The organism is Vibrio pelagius (assembly GCF_024347575.1).
Lineage (GTDB): Bacteria > Pseudomonadota > Gammaproteobacteria > Enterobacterales > Vibrionaceae > Vibrio > Vibrio pelagius.
Window position 1 is genome coordinate 1,317,290 of the sequence record NZ_AP025504.1, and the last position, 21,704, is coordinate 1,338,993.

17 protein-coding genes are annotated in these 21,704 nt (G+C 43.4%); 10 read left to right on the forward strand and 7 right to left on the reverse strand.

What is annotated here, in order from left to right; all coding sequences use genetic code 11:
• Positions 1–20: 20 nt before the first annotated feature.
• Positions 21–230, reverse strand: a complete 210-nt coding sequence (locus vsple_RS19900) for a hypothetical protein (protein WP_261883559.1) — start codon at positions 228–230, stop codon at positions 21–23.
• Positions 231–903: 673 nt separating this feature from the next.
• Here vsple_RS19900 and vsple_RS19905 point away from each other — a divergent pair.
• From vsple_RS19905 to vsple_RS19925, 5 genes are all read left to right on the forward strand, one after another.
• Entirely contained in the window at positions 904–1,836 is a 933-nt protein-coding gene (locus tag vsple_RS19905; protein WP_261883560.1) for a siderophore ABC transporter substrate-binding protein, read from the forward strand.
• Between the two features lie 99 nt (positions 1,837–1,935).
• Entirely contained in the window at positions 1,936–2,889 is a 954-nt protein-coding gene (locus vsple_RS19910; RefSeq protein WP_261883561.1) for an ABC transporter permease, read from the forward strand.
• On the forward strand, positions 2,882–3,832 hold the full coding sequence (locus vsple_RS19915; RefSeq protein WP_261883562.1) for an iron chelate uptake ABC transporter family permease subunit: 951 nt from the start codon (positions 2,882–2,884) through the stop codon (positions 3,830–3,832). Before vsple_RS19910 ends, vsple_RS19915 begins: the two co-directional genes overlap by 8 nt.
• A 12-nt stretch (positions 3,833–3,844) precedes the next feature.
• Complete coding sequence (locus vsple_RS19920; protein ID WP_261883563.1) at positions 3,845–4,609, forward strand: iron ABC transporter ATP-binding protein; 765 nt, start codon at positions 3,845–3,847, stop codon at positions 4,607–4,609.
• A 251-nt stretch (positions 4,610–4,860) separates the two neighbouring features.
• Positions 4,861–5,835 (forward strand): DHH family phosphoesterase, encoded by a 975-nt coding sequence (locus tag vsple_RS19925; RefSeq protein WP_255231987.1) that lies wholly within the window; start codon positions 4,861–4,863, stop codon positions 5,833–5,835.
• Between the two features lie 44 nt (positions 5,836–5,879).
• On the opposite strand, the gene vsple_RS19930 is transcribed toward vsple_RS19925, so the two are convergent.
• Complete coding sequence (locus vsple_RS19930; RefSeq protein WP_420833821.1) at positions 5,880–7,169, reverse strand: MATE family efflux transporter; 1,290 nt, start codon at positions 7,167–7,169, stop codon at positions 5,880–5,882.
• 158 nt (positions 7,170–7,327) lie between these two features.
• Positions 7,328–8,059 carry a FadR/GntR family transcriptional regulator gene (locus tag vsple_RS19935; RefSeq protein WP_255231985.1) on the reverse strand — a complete coding sequence of 244 codons (732 nt, stop codon included), beginning with the start codon at positions 8,057–8,059 and terminating at the stop codon, positions 7,328–7,330.
• 664 nt (positions 8,060–8,723) lie between these two features.
• Here vsple_RS19935 and vsple_RS19940 point away from each other — a divergent pair.
• Positions 8,724–9,443, forward strand: coding sequence for a FadR/GntR family transcriptional regulator (locus vsple_RS19940; RefSeq protein ID WP_255231984.1), 720 nt, complete (start codon positions 8,724–8,726; stop codon positions 9,441–9,443).
• A 119-nt stretch (positions 9,444–9,562) separates the two neighbouring features.
• Here the strand turns inward: vsple_RS19940 and vsple_RS19945 are convergent, their stop codons facing one another.
• Entirely contained in the window at positions 9,563–10,237 is a 675-nt protein-coding gene (locus tag vsple_RS19945) for an oligogalacturonate-specific porin KdgM family protein (RefSeq protein ID WP_255231983.1), read from the reverse strand.
• A gap of 999 nt (positions 10,238–11,236) precedes the next feature.
• Here vsple_RS19945 and vsple_RS19950 point away from each other — a divergent pair.
• On the forward strand, positions 11,237–13,003 hold the full coding sequence (locus vsple_RS19950) for a sodium:solute symporter family transporter (RefSeq protein WP_261883565.1): 1,767 nt from the start codon (positions 11,237–11,239) through the stop codon (positions 13,001–13,003).
• 195 nt (positions 13,004–13,198) lie between these two features.
• On the opposite strand, the gene vsple_RS19955 is transcribed toward vsple_RS19950, so the two are convergent.
• Positions 13,199–14,095 (reverse strand): LysR family transcriptional regulator, encoded by an 897-nt coding sequence (locus tag vsple_RS19955; protein ID WP_261883566.1) that lies wholly within the window; start codon positions 14,093–14,095, stop codon positions 13,199–13,201.
• A gap of 159 nt (positions 14,096–14,254) precedes the next feature.
• On the opposite strand from vsple_RS19955, the gene vsple_RS19960 reads away from it, so the two are divergent.
• The 3 genes from vsple_RS19960 (at position 14,255) to vsple_RS19970 (ending at position 18,380) form a co-directional block, all read left to right on the forward strand.
• Positions 14,255–15,430 carry an MFS transporter gene (locus tag vsple_RS19960; protein ID WP_261883567.1) on the forward strand — a complete coding sequence of 392 codons (1,176 nt, stop codon included), beginning with the start codon at positions 14,255–14,257 and terminating at the stop codon, positions 15,428–15,430.
• A gap of 232 nt (positions 15,431–15,662) precedes the next feature.
• Positions 15,663–16,598 carry an LpxL/LpxP family Kdo(2)-lipid IV(A) lauroyl/palmitoleoyl acyltransferase gene (gene lpxL, locus vsple_RS19965; RefSeq protein ID WP_261883568.1) on the forward strand — a complete coding sequence of 312 codons (936 nt, stop codon included), beginning with the start codon at positions 15,663–15,665 and terminating at the stop codon, positions 16,596–16,598.
• Positions 16,599–16,814: 216 nt separating this feature from the next.
• Positions 16,815–18,380, forward strand: a complete 1,566-nt coding sequence (locus vsple_RS19970; protein ID WP_261883569.1) for a methyl-accepting chemotaxis protein — start codon at positions 16,815–16,817, stop codon at positions 18,378–18,380.
• A gap of 225 nt (positions 18,381–18,605) precedes the next feature.
• On the opposite strand, the gene tkt is transcribed toward vsple_RS19970, so the two are convergent.
• A complete protein-coding gene (gene tkt / locus vsple_RS19975; RefSeq protein WP_261883570.1) occupies positions 18,606–20,597 on the reverse strand; it encodes a transketolase in 1,992 nt (663 codons plus the stop codon).
• Positions 20,598–20,676: 79 nt separating this feature from the next.
• Positions 20,677–21,627, reverse strand: coding sequence for a transaldolase (gene tal, locus vsple_RS19980; protein ID WP_261883571.1), 951 nt, complete (start codon positions 21,625–21,627; stop codon positions 20,677–20,679).
• Between the last annotated feature and the right edge of the window lie 77 nt (positions 21,628–21,704).

Here is a 21,704-nt window from a genome sequence, read left to right on the forward strand (position 1 = left end):
GAGGATAGAGTGATGCTGCTCTAGAGGACTGTGAAATGTCCTAGCTTTTGTCCACTGTTCGAGATAATGGTTCCGATACTCTCTCTTTCATCAAATTCGAAGTCGATGAGATAACTTGAGTGCTGTAGCCTTGGCAGTATGTGGCGATGCAAAATGTCACTGTTTAATTGTCGTATCTCCGTGACCCAAGAGATGTTTTCTTTTACTAAGTCTATTTTGATTTTGAGCATTTATGACCTTTAAATTTATTGAGCGATTTCTCGCGAGTTAGTTGATACCAATGGATTTGTCGTGTTGTTCTTCTAGACATAACTGTGCCTTGTGTTTATTACATTAATATTGAAATTAATCAGATAGATTTGCTGGCGATCGAGGATCTGCTAAAACAAAAACTAACTGGGGTGTTGGAACAAAAAATGACGCTATTGAATGACTATCGAAGTAAAGCTGACGCAGAGGCGGTGTAACGAGGTATCGCGAACTGTCTTTGTGGAACTTGGACTGGGATGTTGCATTAACAGCTCATGTTTTGAGCCAGGTGGCGTAATATACGCCTCGTTTTTTATATTTCAAGCTTTATTTCGATTATTTTCAACATAAATCCTCAGATTCTTTCTGAGTTAACTTCTCTCCTTTAAGTATGCCTTGCTCGAGTAAAAGTATGATCAAGAGAGGCACTATTCTTTTTTGTAATACTCATATTTACATCTCTAAATGACAAAGTTGTTGTAGACCAAAATTTTTGAGAATATCATTGATAATAATTCTCACTTGCGTTACAAATTTGTTGTCAAGTTAATGACATACTTTAAATAATCGTTATCTCGCAGTTGTACGGTTTATGACACGGCAATCGCTTTCGTGTGTTTGATAGAAAATCGTCATAACAGCAAAGGAATAGAAATGAACAAAATACTAAACTCAGCTCGCAAGCTAGTGACTGGCTTAACTCTGGTGTTGGCGTCGTCGGTATTCATGACAGCTCACGCAAAAACAGTGACGGTAGAACACATTAAGGGTACTACGGAGGTCTCGGGTATACCTCAACGTGTTGTTGTTCTTGGTTATGGTAGCTTAGATGTTTTGGATCAGATTGGTGTGGCTCCAGTCGGTGCATCACATATGTTATTGCCTGACTACTTAAAATCGTACGCAAAAACGACGACAAATACCGGTTCTCTAAGTGAACCAGATTTCGAAGCCATCTACATGCTTAAGCCTGACTTGATTATTGCTGAAAACCGTATGCTTAAGGTTTACGATCAGCTCGCTCAAATTGCTCCAACGATCATGTTTTACGTGGAAGGTGATAAGTACTGGTCTGATACACAAAAAAACTGGCGCACATTAGGTGATATTTTTGAGAAGCAACCTGAAGTAGAAGCGCTGATTGAAAAAACTCAACAGCAAATTACTGCGGTAAATCAGAAAGTAACCAAAGACGAAACGACAGCAATGATGCTAATGAATAATGGTAGCAACATCGCTATGTTTAACAAAGGTAGTCGTTTTTCTATTGTCTTTGACGACTTTGGTTTCGTTGAATCTAAGAGCGCAAAAGTTGCACCAATCAAAGGTAGCCACGGCAACCTTATCTCTTTCGAATACATCGCTGATGCGAAACCAGAAGTGATCTACGTATTAGACCGTGAACAAGCGATTGGCCTTTCTGAAGGTCGCGCTAAACAACTGTTTAACAACGCGCTTGTGGCTGAGACTCCAGCTGCGAAGCTAGACAACATTGTATTTATTGATTCAAGTGCATGGTACTTAGCTGGTGGCGGTGTAACAGCAACTCAACGTATGCTGAATGACATCGACCGCACTGTTAAGTAGTAAGCAGTCATTTAGCAATCGGGCTTATAAGTTTTGTCTTATAAGCCCTTTTTGAATTTTGTATCGGGCTAGTCCCACCCTTCCTTAGTAATATTTTTTATGTTTAAACCCATTGCTGCCGCTGCCTTTCTGATTGCGCTATGTGTTGCTTCTTTGATGATCGGTGTCGCTGAAATCAGCTTTAGTGATTTTTTCAACGGAAATGACCACGCTAACTCTATTTATGTCGTAAGCCGAATTCCTCGTTTACTCGCTATTGTCCTCGCTGGTGCCGGATTGAGTGTCTCTGGCCTGATCATGCAGCAGATCGTGCAAAATAAATTTGCTGCACCATCGACTATGGGCACCATTGATTGTGCGATGCTTGGCTATATTGTCGGTTTAGTTTTCTTGGGCAGCGCAGCGCAATGGCACTATTTGGGGTTCATTTTCACGTTCGCTGTTCTGGGCACTATGTTGTTGGTGCGTTTTTTACAGCACCTGAAGTTTAAAAACGCGGTTTTGGTGCCGTTGATCGGCATCATGTATGGCAATGTTGTTTCGTCTCTTACCACCTTCATTGCATACAAATACGATCTTGTACAAACGATGTCTGCGTGGACGATGGCGAACTTTGCCACTGTGCTACAGGGTACTTACGAGATCTTATACCTCGCAGTCCCGGCTTGTATTTTGGCGTACATTTTTGCAAGTCAATTCAGTGCCGCCAGTATCGGTGAAAGCTTCGCCCGCAATATCGGTTTAAACTACCAAAAAATTGTCGCAATTGGCGTTGCGTTAGTGGCAGTTTGTGCCTCGTCGGTTGTGATGATCGTCGGCGTTATCCCTTTCTTAGGACTCATTGTGCCGAACATTGTCTCTTTGATGATGGGCGACAACATGAAGAAGATCTTGCCTTGGACCGCGTATTGGGGCGTGATTCTGGTATTAGCGTGTGACTTGCTCGCAAGGGTGATCATTTTCCCTTTTGAAATTCCGATCTCTATGGTTATCAGCATCTTCGGAGGCTTGATCTTTATTTATCTAATTTTGAGAGACAAGTCCAATGCGTGATTCTATTAAAATGGCTCTATTAGCCGTTGTCTGTATCTCGATGATCGGGGTGTTTATCGGGCAGGGGTTAACATGGGATAACTACGAGTTTTTTCTAAAGTTACGTACACCAAAGATCTTGTCAATCGTGTTGGCTGCGATTGCCATTTCAACGTCTTCTTTGGTTTTTCAAACCATCACCAATAATCGCATTCTGACGCCGTCGATTCTGGGCTTCGATAGCCTGTATATGTTAGTGCAAGTATCGTTGTTGTTTGTATTTGGCAGCCTGAGTTTTTGGGTGGTTGACGCCGTTGCGAACTTTACACTTTCCGTGTGCATCATGGTTCTCTTCTCATTTGGTTTGTTCCATTTCTACTTCAAAAGTAAGCGCAACAATGTCTTCACGCTGCTTTTAATCGGCATTGTTTGCGGCAGCGTGTTCGGTAGCTTATCGAACTTCCTAGGAATGCTTATCGATCCGAATGAATTTGCGGTACTACAAAATGTAATGTTTGCGAGCTTTAACAATGTGAAGGGGGAGCTGGTTTACTTAAGTATCCTACCTCTGGGCGCGTGTTTGCTGACGCTATGGTGGATGGCTCCAAAGCTTGACGTGTTATGGCTTGGCGTTGATAACGCAACCAGTTTAGGCGTGGATACCAAGCGCTTAACACAATACGTCTTGGTCGTAGTGTCGATTATGGTCGCCGTTTCTACAGCGTTAGTTGGTCCTGTTTTATTCTTTGGGTTGATTACCGTGAGTTTGGCTCGTCAGATGTTTAAGTCTTATCAACATCGTGTGCTCATTGTTGCGAGTAGCTTGCTCGCGGTTGCGCTGCTGGTGTCAGGGCAATGGTTCGTAGAAAAAGTGATGAGCTTTGGAACCACGGTCAGCGTTATTATCAACCTAGTGGGTGGTTTGTATTTTATGTTCTTGTTGTTACGCACCAGAATTCAATAAAGGTAGTGAGAAGTGATTAAGTTAACAGGATTAAGTAAGAAGTATGGCAAGACAACCGTTGTTGATGAGGCTAGCGCTCTATTCCCGAAAGGGGAGGTGACTTCCATTATTGGCCCCAATGGTGCGGGTAAAAGTACGCTACTTTCAATGGCGAGTCGCCTTACAGATAGTGATGCGGGTGAAGTTCTGATTGGCGACAAACTCCTTGCCGAGTGGGATACCAAAGAACTTGCAAAGCACCTGGCGGTATTGAGACAGTCGAACAACATCAATATGCGCTTTACTGTGCGTGAACTTGTCAGCTTTGGACGTTTCCCTCATTCTCAAGGCAGAATGCAAGACAATGATCATAAGGTGGTGGATACAGCCCTGAAACACTTGGGCATTACTGATATCCAAGATAAATATCTCGATCAATTGAGTGGTGGTCAGCGTCAAATGGCGTTTATCGCTATGGTCGTCGCACAAGACACAGACTACGTTTTTCTTGATGAGCCGCTTAATAATTTAGATATCAAGCACTCGGTCGAAATCATGCAGACCCTGCGCCGTTTAGCTCATGAGTTTAATAAAGCGGTGGTGATTGTTATTCACGACATTAACTTTGCTTCGAGTTACTCAGATAACATTGTTGCGATGAAGCGTGGACAAGTGATCAAAGCTGGCAAAGTGGATGAGGTTATTGACAAGGAAATTATGGAGTCAATTTATGAAATTCCATTTGAAATCCGCGAATTTGATGGTGTGAAGATCTGTATGTACTACTCAGGCCGATAACAGCATCGATCAAACGATTCAGCAATAAGATAGAGAAAGAGCGCCAGTGATAGGCGCTCTTTTTGTTTAATATGGCCCTGGTATCAATAAATCTATAGTTCTGTAAATCGATGACTGGGAAATTGTTCTTTCGGCGGTTTGCAATTTTGAGGTTGACGCGTTTTAATGGATTGGATCTAGAGCGAAATGACAGTTTTTCACTTTTAGAATGAGTCGGTTATGCAAAATACAGGATGGTTTTAAGAAGACTAATGGACTTAAAGAAGTTTGATCAATTTTTAGAATTGTTAGATACCGAAGACCGAGTCATTATTCAGGCTCATGATTTCCCTGATCATGACGCGATCGCGTCTGCCTATGCTATGGCTTATTTGCTTAGCCAAAAAGGATTTAAGCCTTTTCTTTCATACCAGGGGTTTATCGACCGAGTTTCACTGCACAACCTGATTGGTTGGTTAGATATTCCAATCGTAAAGTCGCACCAACTAGATTTAAAGCCTAGTGACAAAATTATTGTGATTGACGGTTGTATCGGCGAAGAGAATGTCACGGACCTACCTGGCTTAGAAGTAGCGGTGATTGATCATCACGATGTGAAAGTGCCGAGTTACGTTTGGTATTCAGATGTACGCACTGAGTGTAGTTCGACGGCAACGATTATGGTGGACTACTTTAATTACTATAAGATGCCTATTCCTAAGAAAATTGCTACTGCGTTACTGGTGGGGTTGACGTTTGACACGGGGAGTTTCACCCAGTCGATAGGTGAGGCGGATATCAAGGCGCTGTTCCAACTTCAGAGACGCGCTGATATGGTGACTGTAAACGGTATTTGCCGAAACCAAATTGAGTATCAAGAACTGGAATACTTTGATTCTATGTTGGCCTCAATGAAGCGCGACAAAAATAGCGCGTTCGCTACATTACCGGAAGGATGTCCTGAAAATATGCTTGGAGTTCTTGGTGATTTTCTCCTAACAGTCGATGAGATTGATGTCGTGGTGCTGAGCGCGAGATCTTATCAAAGGACTTATGTTTCTCTTAGGTCTGAATGTCAGGACAATGATGTTGCTGAAGTCGTACGAAGCGCGCTTAACGATAGTGGTATTGGTTTTGGAGGAGGGCATCCACACATGGCGGGTGGTGTTATTAATCGTCGGTTTAGTATCCCTGATGAGCTTGCTTATCTTTACAACTTGATCCGTCCAAATCTAAACCTAGCATAAACGACATGCCCTATCATTGTGTGATAGGGCAGGACGGTCTTTTTCTAGTCGTACATCAACTCTTTCGCTTTTTCTTCATCAAATTCATTCAGTGATTTTCTCGCCAAGTGTCTAAACGGCAGTGCTTTAACGATCTCTTCAAAAGGTTGAATAGCAAACGCCCAAAATATCGAACCATCAAAGCCAACTATGATCAGTGCGCATAATGGTATCGATATGATCCACTGGCCTGTGAAGTTGATTTTGAATACTGCTGTGGTCTTACCTAGTGCTCTTAACACGTGGCCATGAACGGTGTTGTAGCCACGTACGAAAGGCAAAAATATATAAAGTGGGGCTATCACAGTCAAAGCATCATAAGTCGCGCTGTCTAAATCGGGGTAGATGTCGCCAATAAAGAGACTCAAAGCGACAAAAAAGAGCATCGATAGAATAGAGATGATCACAGCGATATCGATACTCACGTCAACGTTCTTTCTGAGATCTGCCATCTGTTTAGAACCAATGGCTTGGCTAATGGTGATAGCAGATGAGTGCGCCCAAGCAGTGATAAATTGCGTACCTGCTCGTATCCACGGCATCACCAAAGTAATCGCTACATAGGCATTGATATTCAGTTGCGTGTAGAGCAACTGATAAATGGTCGCGCCAATCGATAACATAGTGACATTCGCTGCGACTGGGAATATCTCTTTGAAGTGGTTGAGCACATTGCGGGAGAAGTTGGAACCAAACGCATTGAAAGATACTTCAACACAATTCTCGAAACGAATGCATAAGTAGAGGTAAAGAGTACGAATGATGATCGCTACTAAGCTACCAATGGCGGCACCTTGAACGCCTAAGCCTTCAAAGTTCGACCAACCATGAATAAAGATGTAGCTGACTAGAGCGTTGATTGGTAGCTCAATCAGATAACCTCTAAACGGCACTTTGGTCTTGCCCAAGCCGTTAAACAGCGCAATGATGACTTGCGTCACTGCGGTGAATAGAACAATGTACTTAGAAAAACTGAGGTAGATGGCAATTTCGCTGTGTAGAGACGTATCGTCTGTCAATGAGCTTATTAGCGAGTCGTCAAAAAAGGTTAGGGCCAAGAAAAAGAAAAAAGCTGCGCCAAAGTTTATCAGCATCCCCGCTAAAAAAGAGCGTGATAATGTTGCTTGAATACCAGAGCCTACGGCACGACTTAGTACCAACTGTGTACCGTTTGCCAGCGCCATTTGGATACCAAGTATAAATGCGATAACTGTCGTCGCAATTCCCATAGCAGCAAGAGAAACTTCACCGAGTGGCGATACCAGAAGTGTGTCAATCATCAGCATGGACTGCATCAACAGGGCGTTAAGCGCTAATGGCCAGGCAAGAGAAAGGTTCTTTTTGACGTAAGATTGAGAAAGCACAGTAACCTCGTAAAGAGCAAACTCATGACACAAGTGATTTATATCATGAGTGTTTCAAACCGGATGTTTAGTGAGTGAAGTCGCTAGTGTTAAGCTATTGCTACTTGCCTTAAAGGTACTTTGGATAGTTTTTGATTATCATCGTTTAGTAAGCCGTGTGAGGCTAATCGGGCACCTTCACTATTTCCAGACATAATAGAATCATAAATCGCCTTGTGCTCGGCTAAGCAGAAACGTCCGCCTTCTGCTGAATGATCAATAAACTGTCGGAAGATCGCTGACAAAATATTGCCAAATGGAATATAAAATTGATTGCCTGTTGAGAGGAATATTGTTCGATGAAACAGGTGGTCGTTGACGGTCCAACTTCCGTAATCGAAACTCTCTGCCGCGAGCGTCATCTTTTGAAAGAGTATGGAAAGCTCTTTACGTTGTTCAACCGATGCATTCTTGGCTGCAAGTGCACAAGCTTCTGGCTCTATTGCTTTTCTAAGACCTAAGAATTGAGCCAGAAATGGCTTAGTGTCTTCAAGATCTTGAATCCAATCTAAGAGCTGCGGGTCTAAAAAATGCCAATTAGAACGAGGCATGATACGAGTGCCAACTTTGGGTTTCGACTCGATCAGCCCTTTGGCCGATAACAGTTTCGTTGACTCTCTCAACGCAGTACGACTTACACCAAAGATTTCACAAAGCTCCATTTCGCTGGGTAGCTTTTCTTCTTCTTTTAATTCACCAGATAAGATCTTGCGGGCGACTTGTCTTGCAACTTGGACATGAATGCGGCGGCTAGAATCTTCCACCAGTGTGAATACTGACATGTACATCACCTATATCAAAAGGGGCAAAGCCAGAATTAACTGGCTTTGGGGTATCAGTGTTACGTCGTCAGTGTTAGGTAGGGTAATCAGGATAAGACGTGATAAAGAGAGTTAGCTCAACCAAATTCACCATTTCAATATACTGCTGACCACCTGCGGTACTCAGTGTGAGTATTTAGACGTACCACTGCAAATTATCGAGATGCGATAGTCTCATCTCATTGATGGTCCATAAACGGAACCGACGTTGTTGTAAAATTATTGGCTGACTTTCAAGATAGGTATTGAGAAACCGTAGCAACGATCGATCATCATGAACGCTACTAGACGAAATTGACAATATGAAAAACCTGCCGCCCATTAATAATACAATAGCATCTTTTTGAATCAAGCTGTACGGTGCCAAAATCGACTACGTGTGGCATTAATTAAAAAAAAGAGTCCATATATGTGATATTAGTCATACAAATAATCTCTTAAATGCAAGTGAGAATTATTATAGGTGAGTAAATGGACTCGAGTTGAGTATCGAGTTTACCCATTTCAGTTTATACCATTTATTTTGGTTAAATCTGTGGCGGAGCGCAGCAACGATATTTGGTAGTTGAATACATAAGTGATATAGTAGGGATTAAATAATACATAAATAACAACAAGTGAACATATGGTCGGAACATTCAATTCAATCGCAGGGTCAAAGCGTAGCCTACACGTGCAAGTTGCTCGTGAAATTGCTCGTAGTATTTTGTCTGGTCAGTTAGCTCAAGGTTCTATTATCCCTGGTGAGATGGCGCTTTGTGAGCAATTTGGTATTAGTCGTACAGCACTGCGGGAAGCGGTAAAATTGCTGACATCTAAAGGTCTTTTAGAGTCTCGCCCAAAAGTGGGTACTCGTGTTGTTGATCGCGCGTACTGGAACTTCCTAGACCCTCAACTCATTGGTTGGATGGACGGTCTAGCAGATACTGACGAATTTTGTTTCCAGTTTTTAGGCTTGCGTCGTGCGATAGAGCCTGAAGCTTGCGCACTGGCTGCGAAGAACGCGTCAGCTGAACAGCGCATTGAGCTTTCGGAAACATTCCAAGAGATGGTCGAAGTGTCTGAAGCTGAAGTTTTCGACCAAGAGCGTTGGACAGATGTCGATATGCGATTCCATAGCCTGATCTTTAACGCAACAGGTAATGATTTCTATCTTCCATTCGGCAATATCTTAACAACGATGTTTGTTAACTTTATTGTCCACTCTTCGGAAGAGGGTAGCACTTGTATCAATGAACACCGTCAGATCTACGATGCGATCATGGCTGGTAACAGTGAAAAAGCACGTGCTGCTTCTGCAAATCATCTACAAGAGTCGAAACACAGGTTGCCAGCAGCGAGTTAAGCTTCGTTCCCCACCTAATTAAATACAAATAACAGAGCCAGCATACAATGAATTTTATTCATAATGCTGGCTCTGTTTTTTTGTTTCAAGCTTTATATAGGTGACAAGCTTCGGACAAATTAGAAGCTGTAGCTAACACCAACGCGGCTACGTAGCTGGCGGTCGCTGCCGTCTTGTACGTTACCGAATTCTACATACGGACGCCAATTCCAGTCAGCCTCTTTGTAACCGACTTTGATGTTGTAGTCCCATTCGTAGTCTGCCCCGCCGCCAGCGGTCCATTTATTATTGGCAAAATCTTCTGCGTAGTTTGCTTCAAAGCCAAACTGGAACGCATTCCAGTTGTAATCTAGGTTACCGGTGATTTTACTACGGTTGAGATTCTCTTTTAAGGAATCAGATGTGTAGTCGCGGAACTCATGACGGTAGCGTAGCTTCGCCTTCAAACCCGAATCGAACGAGTATTGAACACGAACTTGAGGTTTATAAGTGATGCTTTCAGAACCAAAAGTTACTGGCATACTTGGTTGGATCATCCATTGATCATTCAATTTGATTTGGTAGCCGTATTCAAACTCATTGTCAGCAGCTTCCCAGTCTGAGAATGGCTTCCCTTTTTGCTTCATTTCAGCGCCGAAGAAGTGGTTGTCTACTGAACCACTCATTTTGATGCGGCTCGCCCACTCTTCTGAACCGTGCTTGTACTCTTGACGAGCATCTAATGAAGCAGCTGAAAGGCTGCCAGCAAAAAGAGTTGCTGTAATCGCTAAAGCAATTTTATTTTTAGAAATCATAATGTTGTTCCACTTAATTCAAGTTGTCATGGGGGGATTCACCCACCGTAGGGGACTTATAGCTTGGGTTTAAAATAATACAAATATGCTATCTCATTATTTTCAATGTGATCTGTGAATTAGATCAACTTGTGATGACAAAATGGGCGGTAACAAACCGTTACACTCTGAAATAAATATGCTAAGCATCTGTTTTATAGGGTGTTGGTGAGTTTGCCAGAAGTTTAATTGGCAAATAGATATTTAAGAATTGTGCGTTCAATCATGGAAATTAGAATAACCGCTTTATTTTTATTTGTAATACATTAATATTATTACAGCTGACGCGGAGAAGCATTTGGCAACGGTATGTTGTAGTTTGATTGATTCGCTTTGGCTATCGGATCTTAGGCATTGATTGAAATGCCTTACACCGGTATTTCAATTCTTGCTCCCAACTATACTAATGACGACTTCTGTTGAACTTTGTTGATATAGAAGAAGGTGGTGGCAATGCTGCCTTTGCGCCCATGTTGATACAGGCTACATGGGCGTTTTTTTTGCTTAATTGAACCCCCTAATTAAGCTAAACACTCCTTAAGTCTTCGTTTTTCAGCTCGTGTATTAAGAAACATCCAGGTGTCAATTGGATACTAATAGACTTATTAGTATTACTTAATCTTGGTCATTATGAGTGGCAGGTTCCTAATGTAATGAATCGATTAGACCGTTTTAGATGAGTAATCTTACTTGATATTTCAAATTCGAATATTGGCTTTCAAGTATGATATCGATATTTTATATGATTTATCTGTGAAGATTCACAATTTTTATCTTCAATTGACATCTGAAAAGCTTTTATTTTCTCTATCGTCTGATGAATTTGAGCTCGATCACTCAACACGTGTTTACTTGTCCAAATTTAAGATTTGAATCACGCATTTGAAGTATTGTAGTACAAATGTTGGTTGTCTATATCTATAGTCGAGGCAACAAAAAAACAAATAGAAGGTCTCCACGATGGAACTCAATACATTAATAGTAGGTATCTACTTTCTCTTCTTAATTGCAATAGGGTGGATGTTTAGAACGTTTACTAGTACGACAAGTGACTACTTCCGAGGAGGGGGTAGCATGCTTTGGTGGATGGTTGGTGCTACTGCTTTCATGACTCAGTTTAGTGCTTGGACCTTTACCGGTGCTGCGGGCAAAGCGTTTACCGATGGCTTTGCTGTTGCGATCATCTTTATCGCTAATGCGTTCGGCTACTTAATGAACTACTTATACTTTGCACCAAAATTCAGACAGTTACGTGTGGTGACTGTTATTGAAGCAATTCGTATGCGTTTTGGTAAGGTCAATGAGCAGGTATTTACTTGGTCTGGTATGCCTAACAGTGTTATCTCTGCCGGTATCTGGTTGAATGGTCTTGCAATCATTGCATCAGGCATCTTCGGTTTCGATATGACAACAACCATCATTCTTACTGGTTTGGTTGTATTGGTGATGTCAGTAACGGGTGGCTCTTGGGCGGTTATCGCATCTGACTTCATGCAGATGGTCATCATTATGGCTGTAACGGTCACTTGTGCTGTTGTTGCAATGTACCACGGTGGTGGTGTAACCAATATCGTTAATAACTTCCCAACGGATTCGTTCATTACCGGTGATAACCTTAACTACCTGAGCATCTTTAGTATTTGGGCTGTGTTCATTTTCCTAAAACAGTTCAGCATTACCAACAACATGTTGAACTCTTACCGTTACCTTGCGGCTAAAGACTCGAACAACGCGCGTAAAGCTGCACTGCTGGCTTGTGTGTTAATGACGCTTGGTCCAATCATCTGGTTCATGCCTTCTTGGTTCATTGCAGGTCAAGGTGTCGATTTAGCATCTCAATACCCAGAAGCAGGTAGCAAAGCGGCTGACTTCGCTTATCTATACTTTGTACAGGAGTACATGCCTGTAGGTATGGTGGGCTTATTGATTGCAGCGATGTTTGCGGCAACTATGTCTTCAATGGACTCTGGTCTAAACCGTAATTCAGGTATTTTTGTTAAGAACTTCTACGAGCCGATTTTACGTCCAAATGCGAATGAAAAAGAGTTGGTGATTGTTTCTAAGCTAACGTCTACTTTCTTCGGTATCTCTATCATCCTTGTTGCTTTGTTCATTAACTCGCTGAAGGGTCTGAGCCTATTCGATACGATGATGTATGTCGGTGCCTTGATTGGCTTCCCTATGACTATTCCAGCATTCTGTGGCTTCTTTATTCGTAAGACACCAGACTGGGCTGGTTGGGGTACATTGGTTGTTGGTGGTTTCGTATCATACTTCGTCGGTTTTGTTATCACAGCGGAGATGATTGAAGGCTGGTTTGGTTTGAACGAACTTACTGGTCGTGAGTGGGCCGATCTTAAAGTGGCTATTGGTCTGATTGGTCACATCGTGTTTACTGCTGGTTTCTTCGTACTATCAACGCTGTTCTACAAGCCTCTTGCTGAACATCGTGAGAAAGACGTAGACAAGTTCTTCGACAACCTAGCAACGCCATTGGTTGCAGAGAGCACTGAGCAGAAGAAACTAGATAATAAACAACGTCGTATGTTGGGTTCACTTATTGCGGTTGCGGGTGTTGGTGTTATGACGATGTTTGTATTGCCAAACCCAATGTGGGGACGTTTAGTCTTCGTACTGTGTGGACTTATCGTTTTCTTAGTAGGCTTACTTCTAGTCAAAGCTGTTGACGACACAGTTGAAAGTGCGCAACAAGAAACCACTGCTTAATACGAGCCAGTAAAATCATCAGGCCGCTCAATTCAAATTGAGCGGCTTTTTTACGTTTCGAAAACGGAGAGGCGCTGGAGTAAATAGCACCAATGACAGGTTCATAAAGGAAGTAACCAGGACTTTGCATCTTTCTAAAAGGCGTCTAAATTGTGACCTGTACTTACTAAATCGCTGGTTGAATTATTTATGAACTTACAAACTGTCGATGAAGGTCTGCTTAATCAGGTCAATCACAGTGTCGTATCGACGTGGTAGGGTACGGTTTCTCTTCTGTACTAAGTAGAGTGCCTCTTCCACTTTGACCTTGGGTGGAACTACGTGCAGTTGATCTTTATGCGGGAAGTTTTCGACTGCGCCTTCAGGCAGCACTGTAAAACCAAGTCCTTTGGAGACGGGTAGTAGAATTTGATGAAGCTGGTTTATGTATCCCGTCTTAGGAAGTTCGTTAATATTGAGCTTTTTCACCGCATCATCACCACATAAATCGAAATACAGAGAGAGATAATGGGTTGAGTCAGGGTGAGCTATTAGGCCCAACTCGTGGAGCTTCTCTGGAGTAATCTCGACGTTTTCCAAGCTCTTGTGAGTAATCAGACACAAGGCTTCCTTACCAATCATTTCTGTTTGATAGACTCGATCGTTCGGTAGTTGAGTCACGATGCCTACATCAATCGTTCCTTGTAACACATCATTGAATATTCGTTGGTTGGGTGAAGCCTCGACGTGAATGCTGAGTTCTGGATGCTCGGCTTGCAGTTCGAGAAAGTCGGGGTAAAGCTGAAGAGCAAGGGTACCAGAGCACGACAGGTTGCATTGGCCTGCGAAAGGATTATCAAACCGCAGAGATTCAAACAACTCTTCTTGTTCCTTGTTTAGCTTAAGCGCGTAGCGATAGATAATTCGACCTTGCTCGGTCAACTCAAAGGTTTTGTTTTCGCGAGAAAGTAGGGAACAGTTGCAGGCTTGTTCTAGCTTCTTTATGTGTTGGCTGACTCCGGGTTGAGTCATATAGAGCTTTTCTGCCGTTTGAGTGAAGTGACCCACTTCCACAAGTGTTTTAAAGGTGTTGAGCCATAGTGGATTAATCATTACCAGCCTATATAACAAATCATTATCACAATCTCTAATTATCATAAGTCATAGTGGTCAGAATTGATAAGGATATCGTTATAAGTGTCAGCGATTAAAGGGTTGCAACTTTGTTGTTGATTTGTTGTAGTTGCCACCTGATGCATAAAAGGTGGCAAAATGAACAGGAACGTTTGGATACTCTCCCTCTGTCAGGCTCTATTGATGACTGGCAATATTCTTCTTATCTCTGTGATTGGTTTGATCGGAAAACAGATCGCGCCGAGTCAAAGTATGATCACTTTGCCTGTGGCACTGCAATTTCTTGGTCTAATGGCGGCGACCATTCCTGCGTCTCTCATCTCTGGGAAGTTGGGGCGCAAGCGAGGCTTTAGTATCGGTAATATAGTCGGTATCTCTGGTGCGAGCTTAGCGACCTTCGCGCTCTCAACTCACCACTTTTACCTGTTCTGCTTTGCGACCTTTTTACTCGGTATAGGGATCGGCTTTGGTACTTTGTATCGATTTGCTGCGATTGAAGTGTGTAGCGAAGATGCGCGCCATCGTGCAATATCCATTTCAATGGCGGGTGGGGTTTTGGCTGCCGTATTGGGGCCTAACTTGGCGGTAATGTCTCAGCAGTGGTCACAAGATGGTCTCTATATTGGTGCTTTCGCATCACTAATCGGGTTGAACGTGCTGGCATTGATTATTCTCCAGACAGTTCAGTTTCCTAAGTTCAACCTAACAACTCAACAAGTTCAGCCAGACCCAGTGCGCACCATGATAAAAGCACCTAACTTCGTTGGCGCTGTGTTTGCTGCTATGGTCTCTTATGCGGTGATGAACATTTTAATGACGGCGACTCCGCTTGCGATGATTGGATGTGGCTTTGATTTTACCAAAGCAGCTGGCGTGATTGAGTGGCATGTATTAGGTATGTTCGTTCCTGCATTCTTTACGGGTGGGCTAATCGAGAAGTTTGGCGCTAAACGTATGATTTTAGCTGGCGCAGTACTGTTTTTATTGTGTATTGCTATCAATATACACGGCGAGTCAATTTGGCACTTCAGATCGGCGCTTGTGTTGCTCGGGGTTGGTTGGAACTTTATGTTTATTGCGGCGACAGGGTTATTTAGCCAATCTTACCAAGCGAAGAATAAATCTAAAGCGCAGGCTTTGAATGAGTTTGTGGTCTTTAGCTGTGTTAGTGTTACGGCACTTCTCTCAGGTTGGCTTGAATCTACGGTTGGTTGGCAAATGCTTAACATCTACGTATTGCCGTTTGTGTTGCTGGTGATCATGGTGTTTGCATTCAGCGCAAAGAAAGCAAGCAGCCCATCAGTAACGCAGTAAACATCAAGCTTTTAAGCGAAGTGCTCACTCGGTTTGGACGAGCACTTTGATTGTGATTTTTTATCGTGACCTATCTGATATAGAGCCAAAAGTTCATAATTTCTACATATTGTATTGGATGTGTAGGTTGCAGTTTCCTATTCGATAGTTTCTTTACATAGCTTTATTCGATATTTACTTTTTTTTCATGAATCGTATGTATAATTACGCTGCTTTTATTCAAGGAGGCGTAATGAAAGTAGTAGATCGTCCAAAGTTAACGTTGTCTTTGTTGTTGCCAAAATATTGGTGTGTCTGGTTTGGTTTTGGCTTTTTAGCTTTATTAGTAAATCTTCTACCTTATCGAGTCTTGGTCTTTATCGGAGAGGGCGTTGGTCAGCTTGCAAGGTTGATTATCAGCAAGCGTGCGAAGGTGGCACGACGTAACTTTGAATTAGCATTTCCTGAGTTGTCTGCTCAAGAAGTTGAGAAATTAGTTCGACGAAACTTTGAATACGCAGGAATGGCTTTGATTGAAACCGGCATGGCTTGGTTCTGGCCTGATTGGCGAGTGAAGCGTCACATGCGTGTAGTGGGGAAAGACCTCATTCTTGAGCAAGAAGAGAATGGGCGCGGTGTGCTGGTGGCATGTGGTCATTTTCTTAATCTAGAAATGACTGCCCGAATTTTTAGCCTATTTGCACCGGGTTACGGTGTATATCGACCGCACAGTAATGCTGCCTATGAGTTTATTCAGCATTATGGTAGAACGCGTAAAGGGCATAAAATGATCGATCGTTCTGATTTAAAAGGTATGCTCAAAGTGCTTAAATCAGGCAATCGCTTATGGTATCTACCTGACCATGATTATGGAGCAAACGCTTCTGTGTTTGTGCCATTCTTTGGTGTCGATAAAGCTTCAACGACAGCGGGCACAGGGTTTTTAATTGATGCAACTAAGTGCGCAGTAATGTCAGGAGTTAGTGTCAGAAAAGGTGGTGTCTATGAGCTACAGATCAGCGAAGATTTCAGCCATAAATTCCCACGTAAGCAGCCAGAAGTTGCAGCGCAAGTTATGAACCAAGAAATCGAACGCATAATCCTAAAAGACATCTGTGCTTGGATGTGGTTACACAGAAGGTACAAGACGCTGCCTGAAGATCATCTTGGTCCTTGTCGTTATGCATAGTCTATTTGTGTAATAAAGTCACAACGCAGAGTCCTATGATCATTTCTATTAAGCCTCGGGTTGAATCTGAGGCTTTGTTGTATTTGTGAGCGATTGCGGTAAGAAACGAATAAAGTCCCGTCATTTATCTAAAATGTGACGTTCATATTTTGTCATAATTTCAATAATTGTTTATATTCGCCTGCTAAAATTATAAATACTAATAAGCAACGGATAATGACTGCCAGCCTCTCTTCTCAACAACGGGAAACACTTTTAAACGATACTGATCAGTTGGTATCGACGACCGACCTAAAAGGCGTGATTACTTATAGCAATGAGGCATTTTGTCGCATTGCAGAATACGAACAAGATGAACTTTTGGGCCAAAATCATAATATTGTTCGTCATGATGAAATGCCCAAAGCCGCGTTTGCCGACATGTGGGTCAACCTTAAACAAGGTAAGGCATGGCGTGGTATTGTTAAGAATAAAACCAAGTCTGGAGGGTATTACTGGGTAGATGCTTACGTAACGCCGATCTACGATGATGGTGTAATTAGTGGTTACCAGTCGGTTCGTGTGAAGCCTAAAGCTCAATGGGTACAAGTTGCAGATAAAGCTTACCAAGGTTTATTAAAGGCTGAGAAGAGTGGTCGCCAGTGGTCATTACAAATCAGTGACAGTGTTCGCTATGCGATTCTTCTAGGCTCGCTTTCGGCTCCAGTACTATCGAACATGATGGAGGATCTAGGTCAGGCAGCACAGTGGTTGTGTAGCTTGCTACCTGTTTCTGCACTCGCATTGTTATTTAGACAAGAACTTATCGATACACCGCGCGAGCTTAAAAAGCTTCAATCTAAGTTTGATAGTGTTAGCCGTTTAGTGTACTCAGGCAATAGCCAGTTTTCGGTTGCCGATTTCCACCTTAAGTTGGCTTCGGCTCGTATCCGTACTGTATTAGGTCGAATGACCGATTCAGCGAAGCCAATTCAAGATTTGGCAGATAACTTGAGCGCGACTTCTTATCAAGTAACGGAAGCGCTTGATCAACAAACCAGAGACATCCTTGAAGTGCGTGAAGCGACGGCCGAAGTAGAAATGACGGCGAATGAAGTGTCATCGACAACTCAAGAAGCGCACCAGATCGTAGATATCACCTTCAAGACATGTGCAAGTGCAAAAGAGAGCATCGACCAAACGCACAGCAACCTTGATAGTTTGAATGTACAGGCTGAAAAGGCGACTCAAACGACTTATCAGTTAAGCGACCAAGCTCAGAACGTCAGTAAAATGATGGAAGAGATTGGTGGTATTGCTGAACAGACTAACTTGTTGGCTTTGAACGCTGCCATTGAAGCGGCGCGTGCGGGCGAGCAGGGGCGTGGTTTCGCTGTGGTAGCCGATGAAGTTCGTGCGCTCTCAGGTCGCACTTCTAAAGCGACGGTACAGATCAAAGAGAGCATTGAAACTATGCTACACACCATTGAAGGGTGGCAGCGTGATATCTTGGATAACCAAGCGCAAACCGCAAAATGTGGTGAATCTGCACAGGTAAGCTCTGAGCGACTCTCTGAGGTTGAGACGTTAATGGGACAGATGAATCAATTGATGCAGTCTGTTGAGAACGCAGCTAACCAACAGCGTCAGCTTACTAGCGATGTGAACCTGCATATTCAGTCTATTGCTTCGACGGCGGAACAAAACCAAGCGGCGACACATTCAGTTAAAGAGAACTCAGATGATCTTAAGAATCAAGTAGGGGAGTTCCACATGCTTGCGCAGCGTTTTGAAGAGAAGTAACAATAGCTCAGTTTGGCATCCATAGAATATCAAGCCCCGCACTCGCGGGGCTTTTCTTTAGTCAGGTCGACTTTTGATTAACTATTGAGGCTCTTGTAGAGATACTTTTCACACGTCAGTGTCGACCAAAACCGTCAAGTTCAGTACTGAAGTCAATGTTGAAGAGATTCAATAAAAAACGCCCCGCTAACTGTAGCGGGGCGTTTTAGTATCCAGATGTAGAGATTAAGCTAGAAGCTCTTTCGCTGTGTTTACTACGTTTTCAGTAGTGAAACCGAACATCTTGAATAGCTCACCTGCTGGTGCAGATTCGCCGAATGTTGTCATACCAATGATCTTGCCACCGAAGCCAACGTACTTGTACCAGAAGTCAGCGATGCCAGCTTCTACAGCGATACGAGCTGTTACGTCAGATGGAAGTACAGATTCACGGTACTGCGCGTCTTGCTTGTCGAATGCGTCAGTTGCAGGCATAGATACTACACGTACCTTCTTACCTTCAGCTGTCAGTTCAGCCGCAGCGTTAACCGCTAGCTCAACTTCAGAACCTGTAGCGATAAGGATAAGCTCTGGCTTGCCTGCACAATCTTTCAGGATGTAACCACCCTTCGCGATGTTAGCTACTTGCTCTTCGCTACGCTCTTGCTGTGCAAGGTTTTGACGAGAGAAGATTAGAGACGTTGGGCCGTCTTTACGCTCGATAGCCAGTTTCCAAGCGACTGCAGACTCAACTTGGTCACATGGGCGCCATGTGCTCATGTTTGGAGTTAGACGTAGAGAAGCCATTTGCTCAACTGGTTGGTGAGTTGGGCCATCTTCGCCAAGACCGATAGAATCGTGCGTGTAAACTTGAATGTTCTGAACTTTCATCAGAGCAGCCATGCGCATTGCGTTACGAGCGTATTCCATGAACATTAGGAAAGTAGCGCCGTATGGTACGAAACCACCGTGCAGAGCGATACCGTTCATGATCGCCGTCATACCGAATTCACGTACACCGTAGTGGATGTAGTTACCCGCTGGATCTTCAGCAGAAACAGACTTAGAACCAGACCACATAGTTAGGTTAGATGGTGCAAGGTCAGCAGAGCCGCCTAGGAATTCAGGTAGCATAGCACCGAACGCTTCTAGTGCGTTTTGAGATGCTTTACGTGATGCGATGTTTGCAGGATTTGCTTGAAGATCAGCAATGATTTGGTTTGCTTTCTCTTCCCACTGTGCTGGAAGTTCACCGTTTACGCGGCGTTTGAATTCAGCTGCCAGCTCAGGGTATGCTGCTTCATAAGCTGCAAGTTTCTCGTTCCACGCTGCTTCCTTAGCTGCGCCTGCTTCTTTCGCATCCCATTCTGCGTAGACTTCCGACGGAATTTCAAAAGGACCGTGCTCCCAACCAAGTTCTTTACGTGTAGCTGCAATTTCTTCAGCGCCTAGTGGTGCACCGTGACAGTCGTGTGAACCAGATTTGTTTGGAGAACCAAAACCGATGATAGTCTTAGTACAGATTAGAGTAGGGCGTGGATCTGCTTTTGCTGCAATGATTGCTGCGTTGATTGCTTCAGCATCGTGGCCATCTACTGCTGGGATTACGTGCCAGCCGTATGCTTCAAAACGCTTAGGTGTATCATCAGAGAACCAGCCTTCAACGTGACCATCGATGGAGATACCGTTGTCATCCCAGAAAGCGATCAGCTTACCAAGACCTAGCGTACCTGCTAGAGAACATGCTTCGTGAGAGATACCTTCCATCAGACAGCCGTCACCCATGAATGCATAAGTGAAGTGGTCAACGATGTCGTGGCCTTCTTTGTTGAATTGTGCTGCTAGAGTTTTCTCAGCAAGCGCCATACCAACAGCGTTAGTGATACCTTGACCTAGAGGGCCAGTAGTTGTTTCGATACCTGGTGCGTAACCGTACTCTGGGTGACCTGGAGTCTTAGAGTGCAGTTGACGGAAGTTCTTAAGATCTTCGATTGATAGCTCGTAGCCTGCTAGGTGAAGCAGAGAGTAAATCAGCATAGAGCCGTGGCCGTTTGAAAGAACGAAACGGTCGCGGTCTGCCCACTCTGGGTTTGATGGGTTGTGGTTTAGGTGATCACGCCAAAGAACTTCAGCAATGTCAGCCATACCCATAGGTGCGCCAGGGTGACCAGAGTTTGCTTGTTGTACGCCGTCCATGCTAAGAGCACGAATAGCATTAGCTAAATGTTTACGATCCATAATAACTACCAGTGTTTAAATATTGAAATTGGAAATTGAAAGGGGAACGCAAACGTTCCCCTTTTTTAATTCTGTGTGATTACAGCTTAGCTGCGATCATGTCTTCAAGTTTGCCTTGGTCAACAGCGAAGTTGCGGATACCTTCTGCAACTTTCTCAACTGCCATAGCGTCTAGGTTGTGCTCCCATAGGAACTCAGCGTGAGTCATTGGAGCTGGACGCTCTTTAGAGCCTTTAGAGTCAACTAGCTTCTCTACAACTTCACCTTCAGCGGCTTCTAGTTCAGCTAGAAGAGCAGGAGCGATAGTTAGACGGTCACAACCAGCAAGTTCTAGGATCTCGCCGATGTTACGGAAGCTTGCGCCCATAACAACAGTGTTGTAGCCGTAGTCTTTGTAGTAGTTGTAGATATCAGTTACTGAGATTACACCTGGATCTTCTTGAGCTTCAAAGTCACGACCTTCTTTCGCTTTGTACCAATCCATGATACGACCAACGAATGGCGAGATTAGGAATACGCCAGCTTCAGCACAAGCACGAGCCTGAGCGAATGAGAATAGAAGAGTAAGGTTACAGTTGATGCCTTCTTTCTCTAGGATTTCAGCAGCGCGGATACCTTCCCAAGTAGAAGCCAGTTTGATTAGGATACGATCGTTAGTGATGCCAGCATCGTTGTACATTTTTACTAGCTGACGAGCTTTCGCTACGCTGCCTTCAGTGTCGTAAGAAAGGCGCGCATCAACTTCTGTAGAGATACGGCCTGGGATTGTTTTCAGGATTTCTTTACCGATGTTTACTGCAAGCATGTCACAAGTGTCTTGAACTTGTTGTGCTTTATCTGAGCTTTGTGCTTTAGCGTATTCAATTGAAGCATCGATAAGCGGTGCATACTCTGCGATTTGAGCCGCTTTAAGAATCAGAGAAGGGTTAGTGGTTGCGTCTTCTGGTTGATACTTTTTGATTGCGTCAATTTCACCAGTGTCTGCTACTACTGTCGTTAGTTTACGAAGTTGCTCTAATTTGTTGCTCATTTTGATCATCCTATCTATCGCATAACATCTCGTGAGAGGGGAGATGTGGGCATTTGCAAGCTAGCTAATAAACGACT

Coding starts and splice junctions, on each gene's coding strand:
- vsple_RS19950 (WP_261883565.1), top strand. CDS start 11,237: ATGGAACTCAATACATTAATAGTAGGTATCTACTTTCTCTTCTTAATT.
- vsple_RS19910 (WP_261883561.1), top strand. CDS start 1,936: ATGTTTAAACCCATTGCTGCCGCTGCCTTTCTGATTGCGCTATGTGTT.
- vsple_RS19960 (WP_261883567.1), top strand. CDS start 14,255: ATGAACAGGAACGTTTGGATACTCTCCCTCTGTCAGGCTCTATTGATG.
- vsple_RS19935 (WP_255231985.1), bottom strand. CDS start 8,059: ATGTCAGTATTCACACTGGTGGAAGATTCTAGCCGCCGCATTCATGTC.
- tal (WP_261883571.1), bottom strand. CDS start 21,627: ATGAGCAACAAATTAGAGCAACTTCGTAAACTAACGACAGTAGTAGCA.
- vsple_RS19970 (WP_261883569.1), top strand. CDS start 16,815: ATGACTGCCAGCCTCTCTTCTCAACAACGGGAAACACTTTTAAACGAT.
- vsple_RS19900 (WP_261883559.1), bottom strand. CDS start 230: ATGCTCAAAATCAAAATAGACTTAGTAAAAGAAAACATCTCTTGGGTC.
- vsple_RS19940 (WP_255231984.1), top strand. CDS start 8,724: ATGGTCGGAACATTCAATTCAATCGCAGGGTCAAAGCGTAGCCTACAC.
- vsple_RS19955 (WP_261883566.1), bottom strand. CDS start 14,095: ATGATTAATCCACTATGGCTCAACACCTTTAAAACACTTGTGGAAGTG.
- tkt (WP_261883570.1), bottom strand. CDS start 20,597: ATGGATCGTAAACATTTAGCTAATGCTATTCGTGCTCTTAGCATGGAC.
- vsple_RS19915 (WP_261883562.1), top strand. CDS start 2,882: ATGCGTGATTCTATTAAAATGGCTCTATTAGCCGTTGTCTGTATCTCG.
- vsple_RS19945 (WP_255231983.1), bottom strand. CDS start 10,237: ATGATTTCTAAAAATAAAATTGCTTTAGCGATTACAGCAACTCTTTTT.
- vsple_RS19925 (WP_255231987.1), top strand. CDS start 4,861: ATGGACTTAAAGAAGTTTGATCAATTTTTAGAATTGTTAGATACCGAA.
- vsple_RS19930 (WP_420833821.1), bottom strand. CDS start 7,169: ATGCAGTCCATGCTGATGATTGACACACTTCTGGTATCGCCACTCGGT.
- vsple_RS19905 (WP_261883560.1), top strand. CDS start 904: ATGAACAAAATACTAAACTCAGCTCGCAAGCTAGTGACTGGCTTAACT.
- lpxL (WP_261883568.1), top strand. CDS start 15,663: ATGAAAGTAGTAGATCGTCCAAAGTTAACGTTGTCTTTGTTGTTGCCA.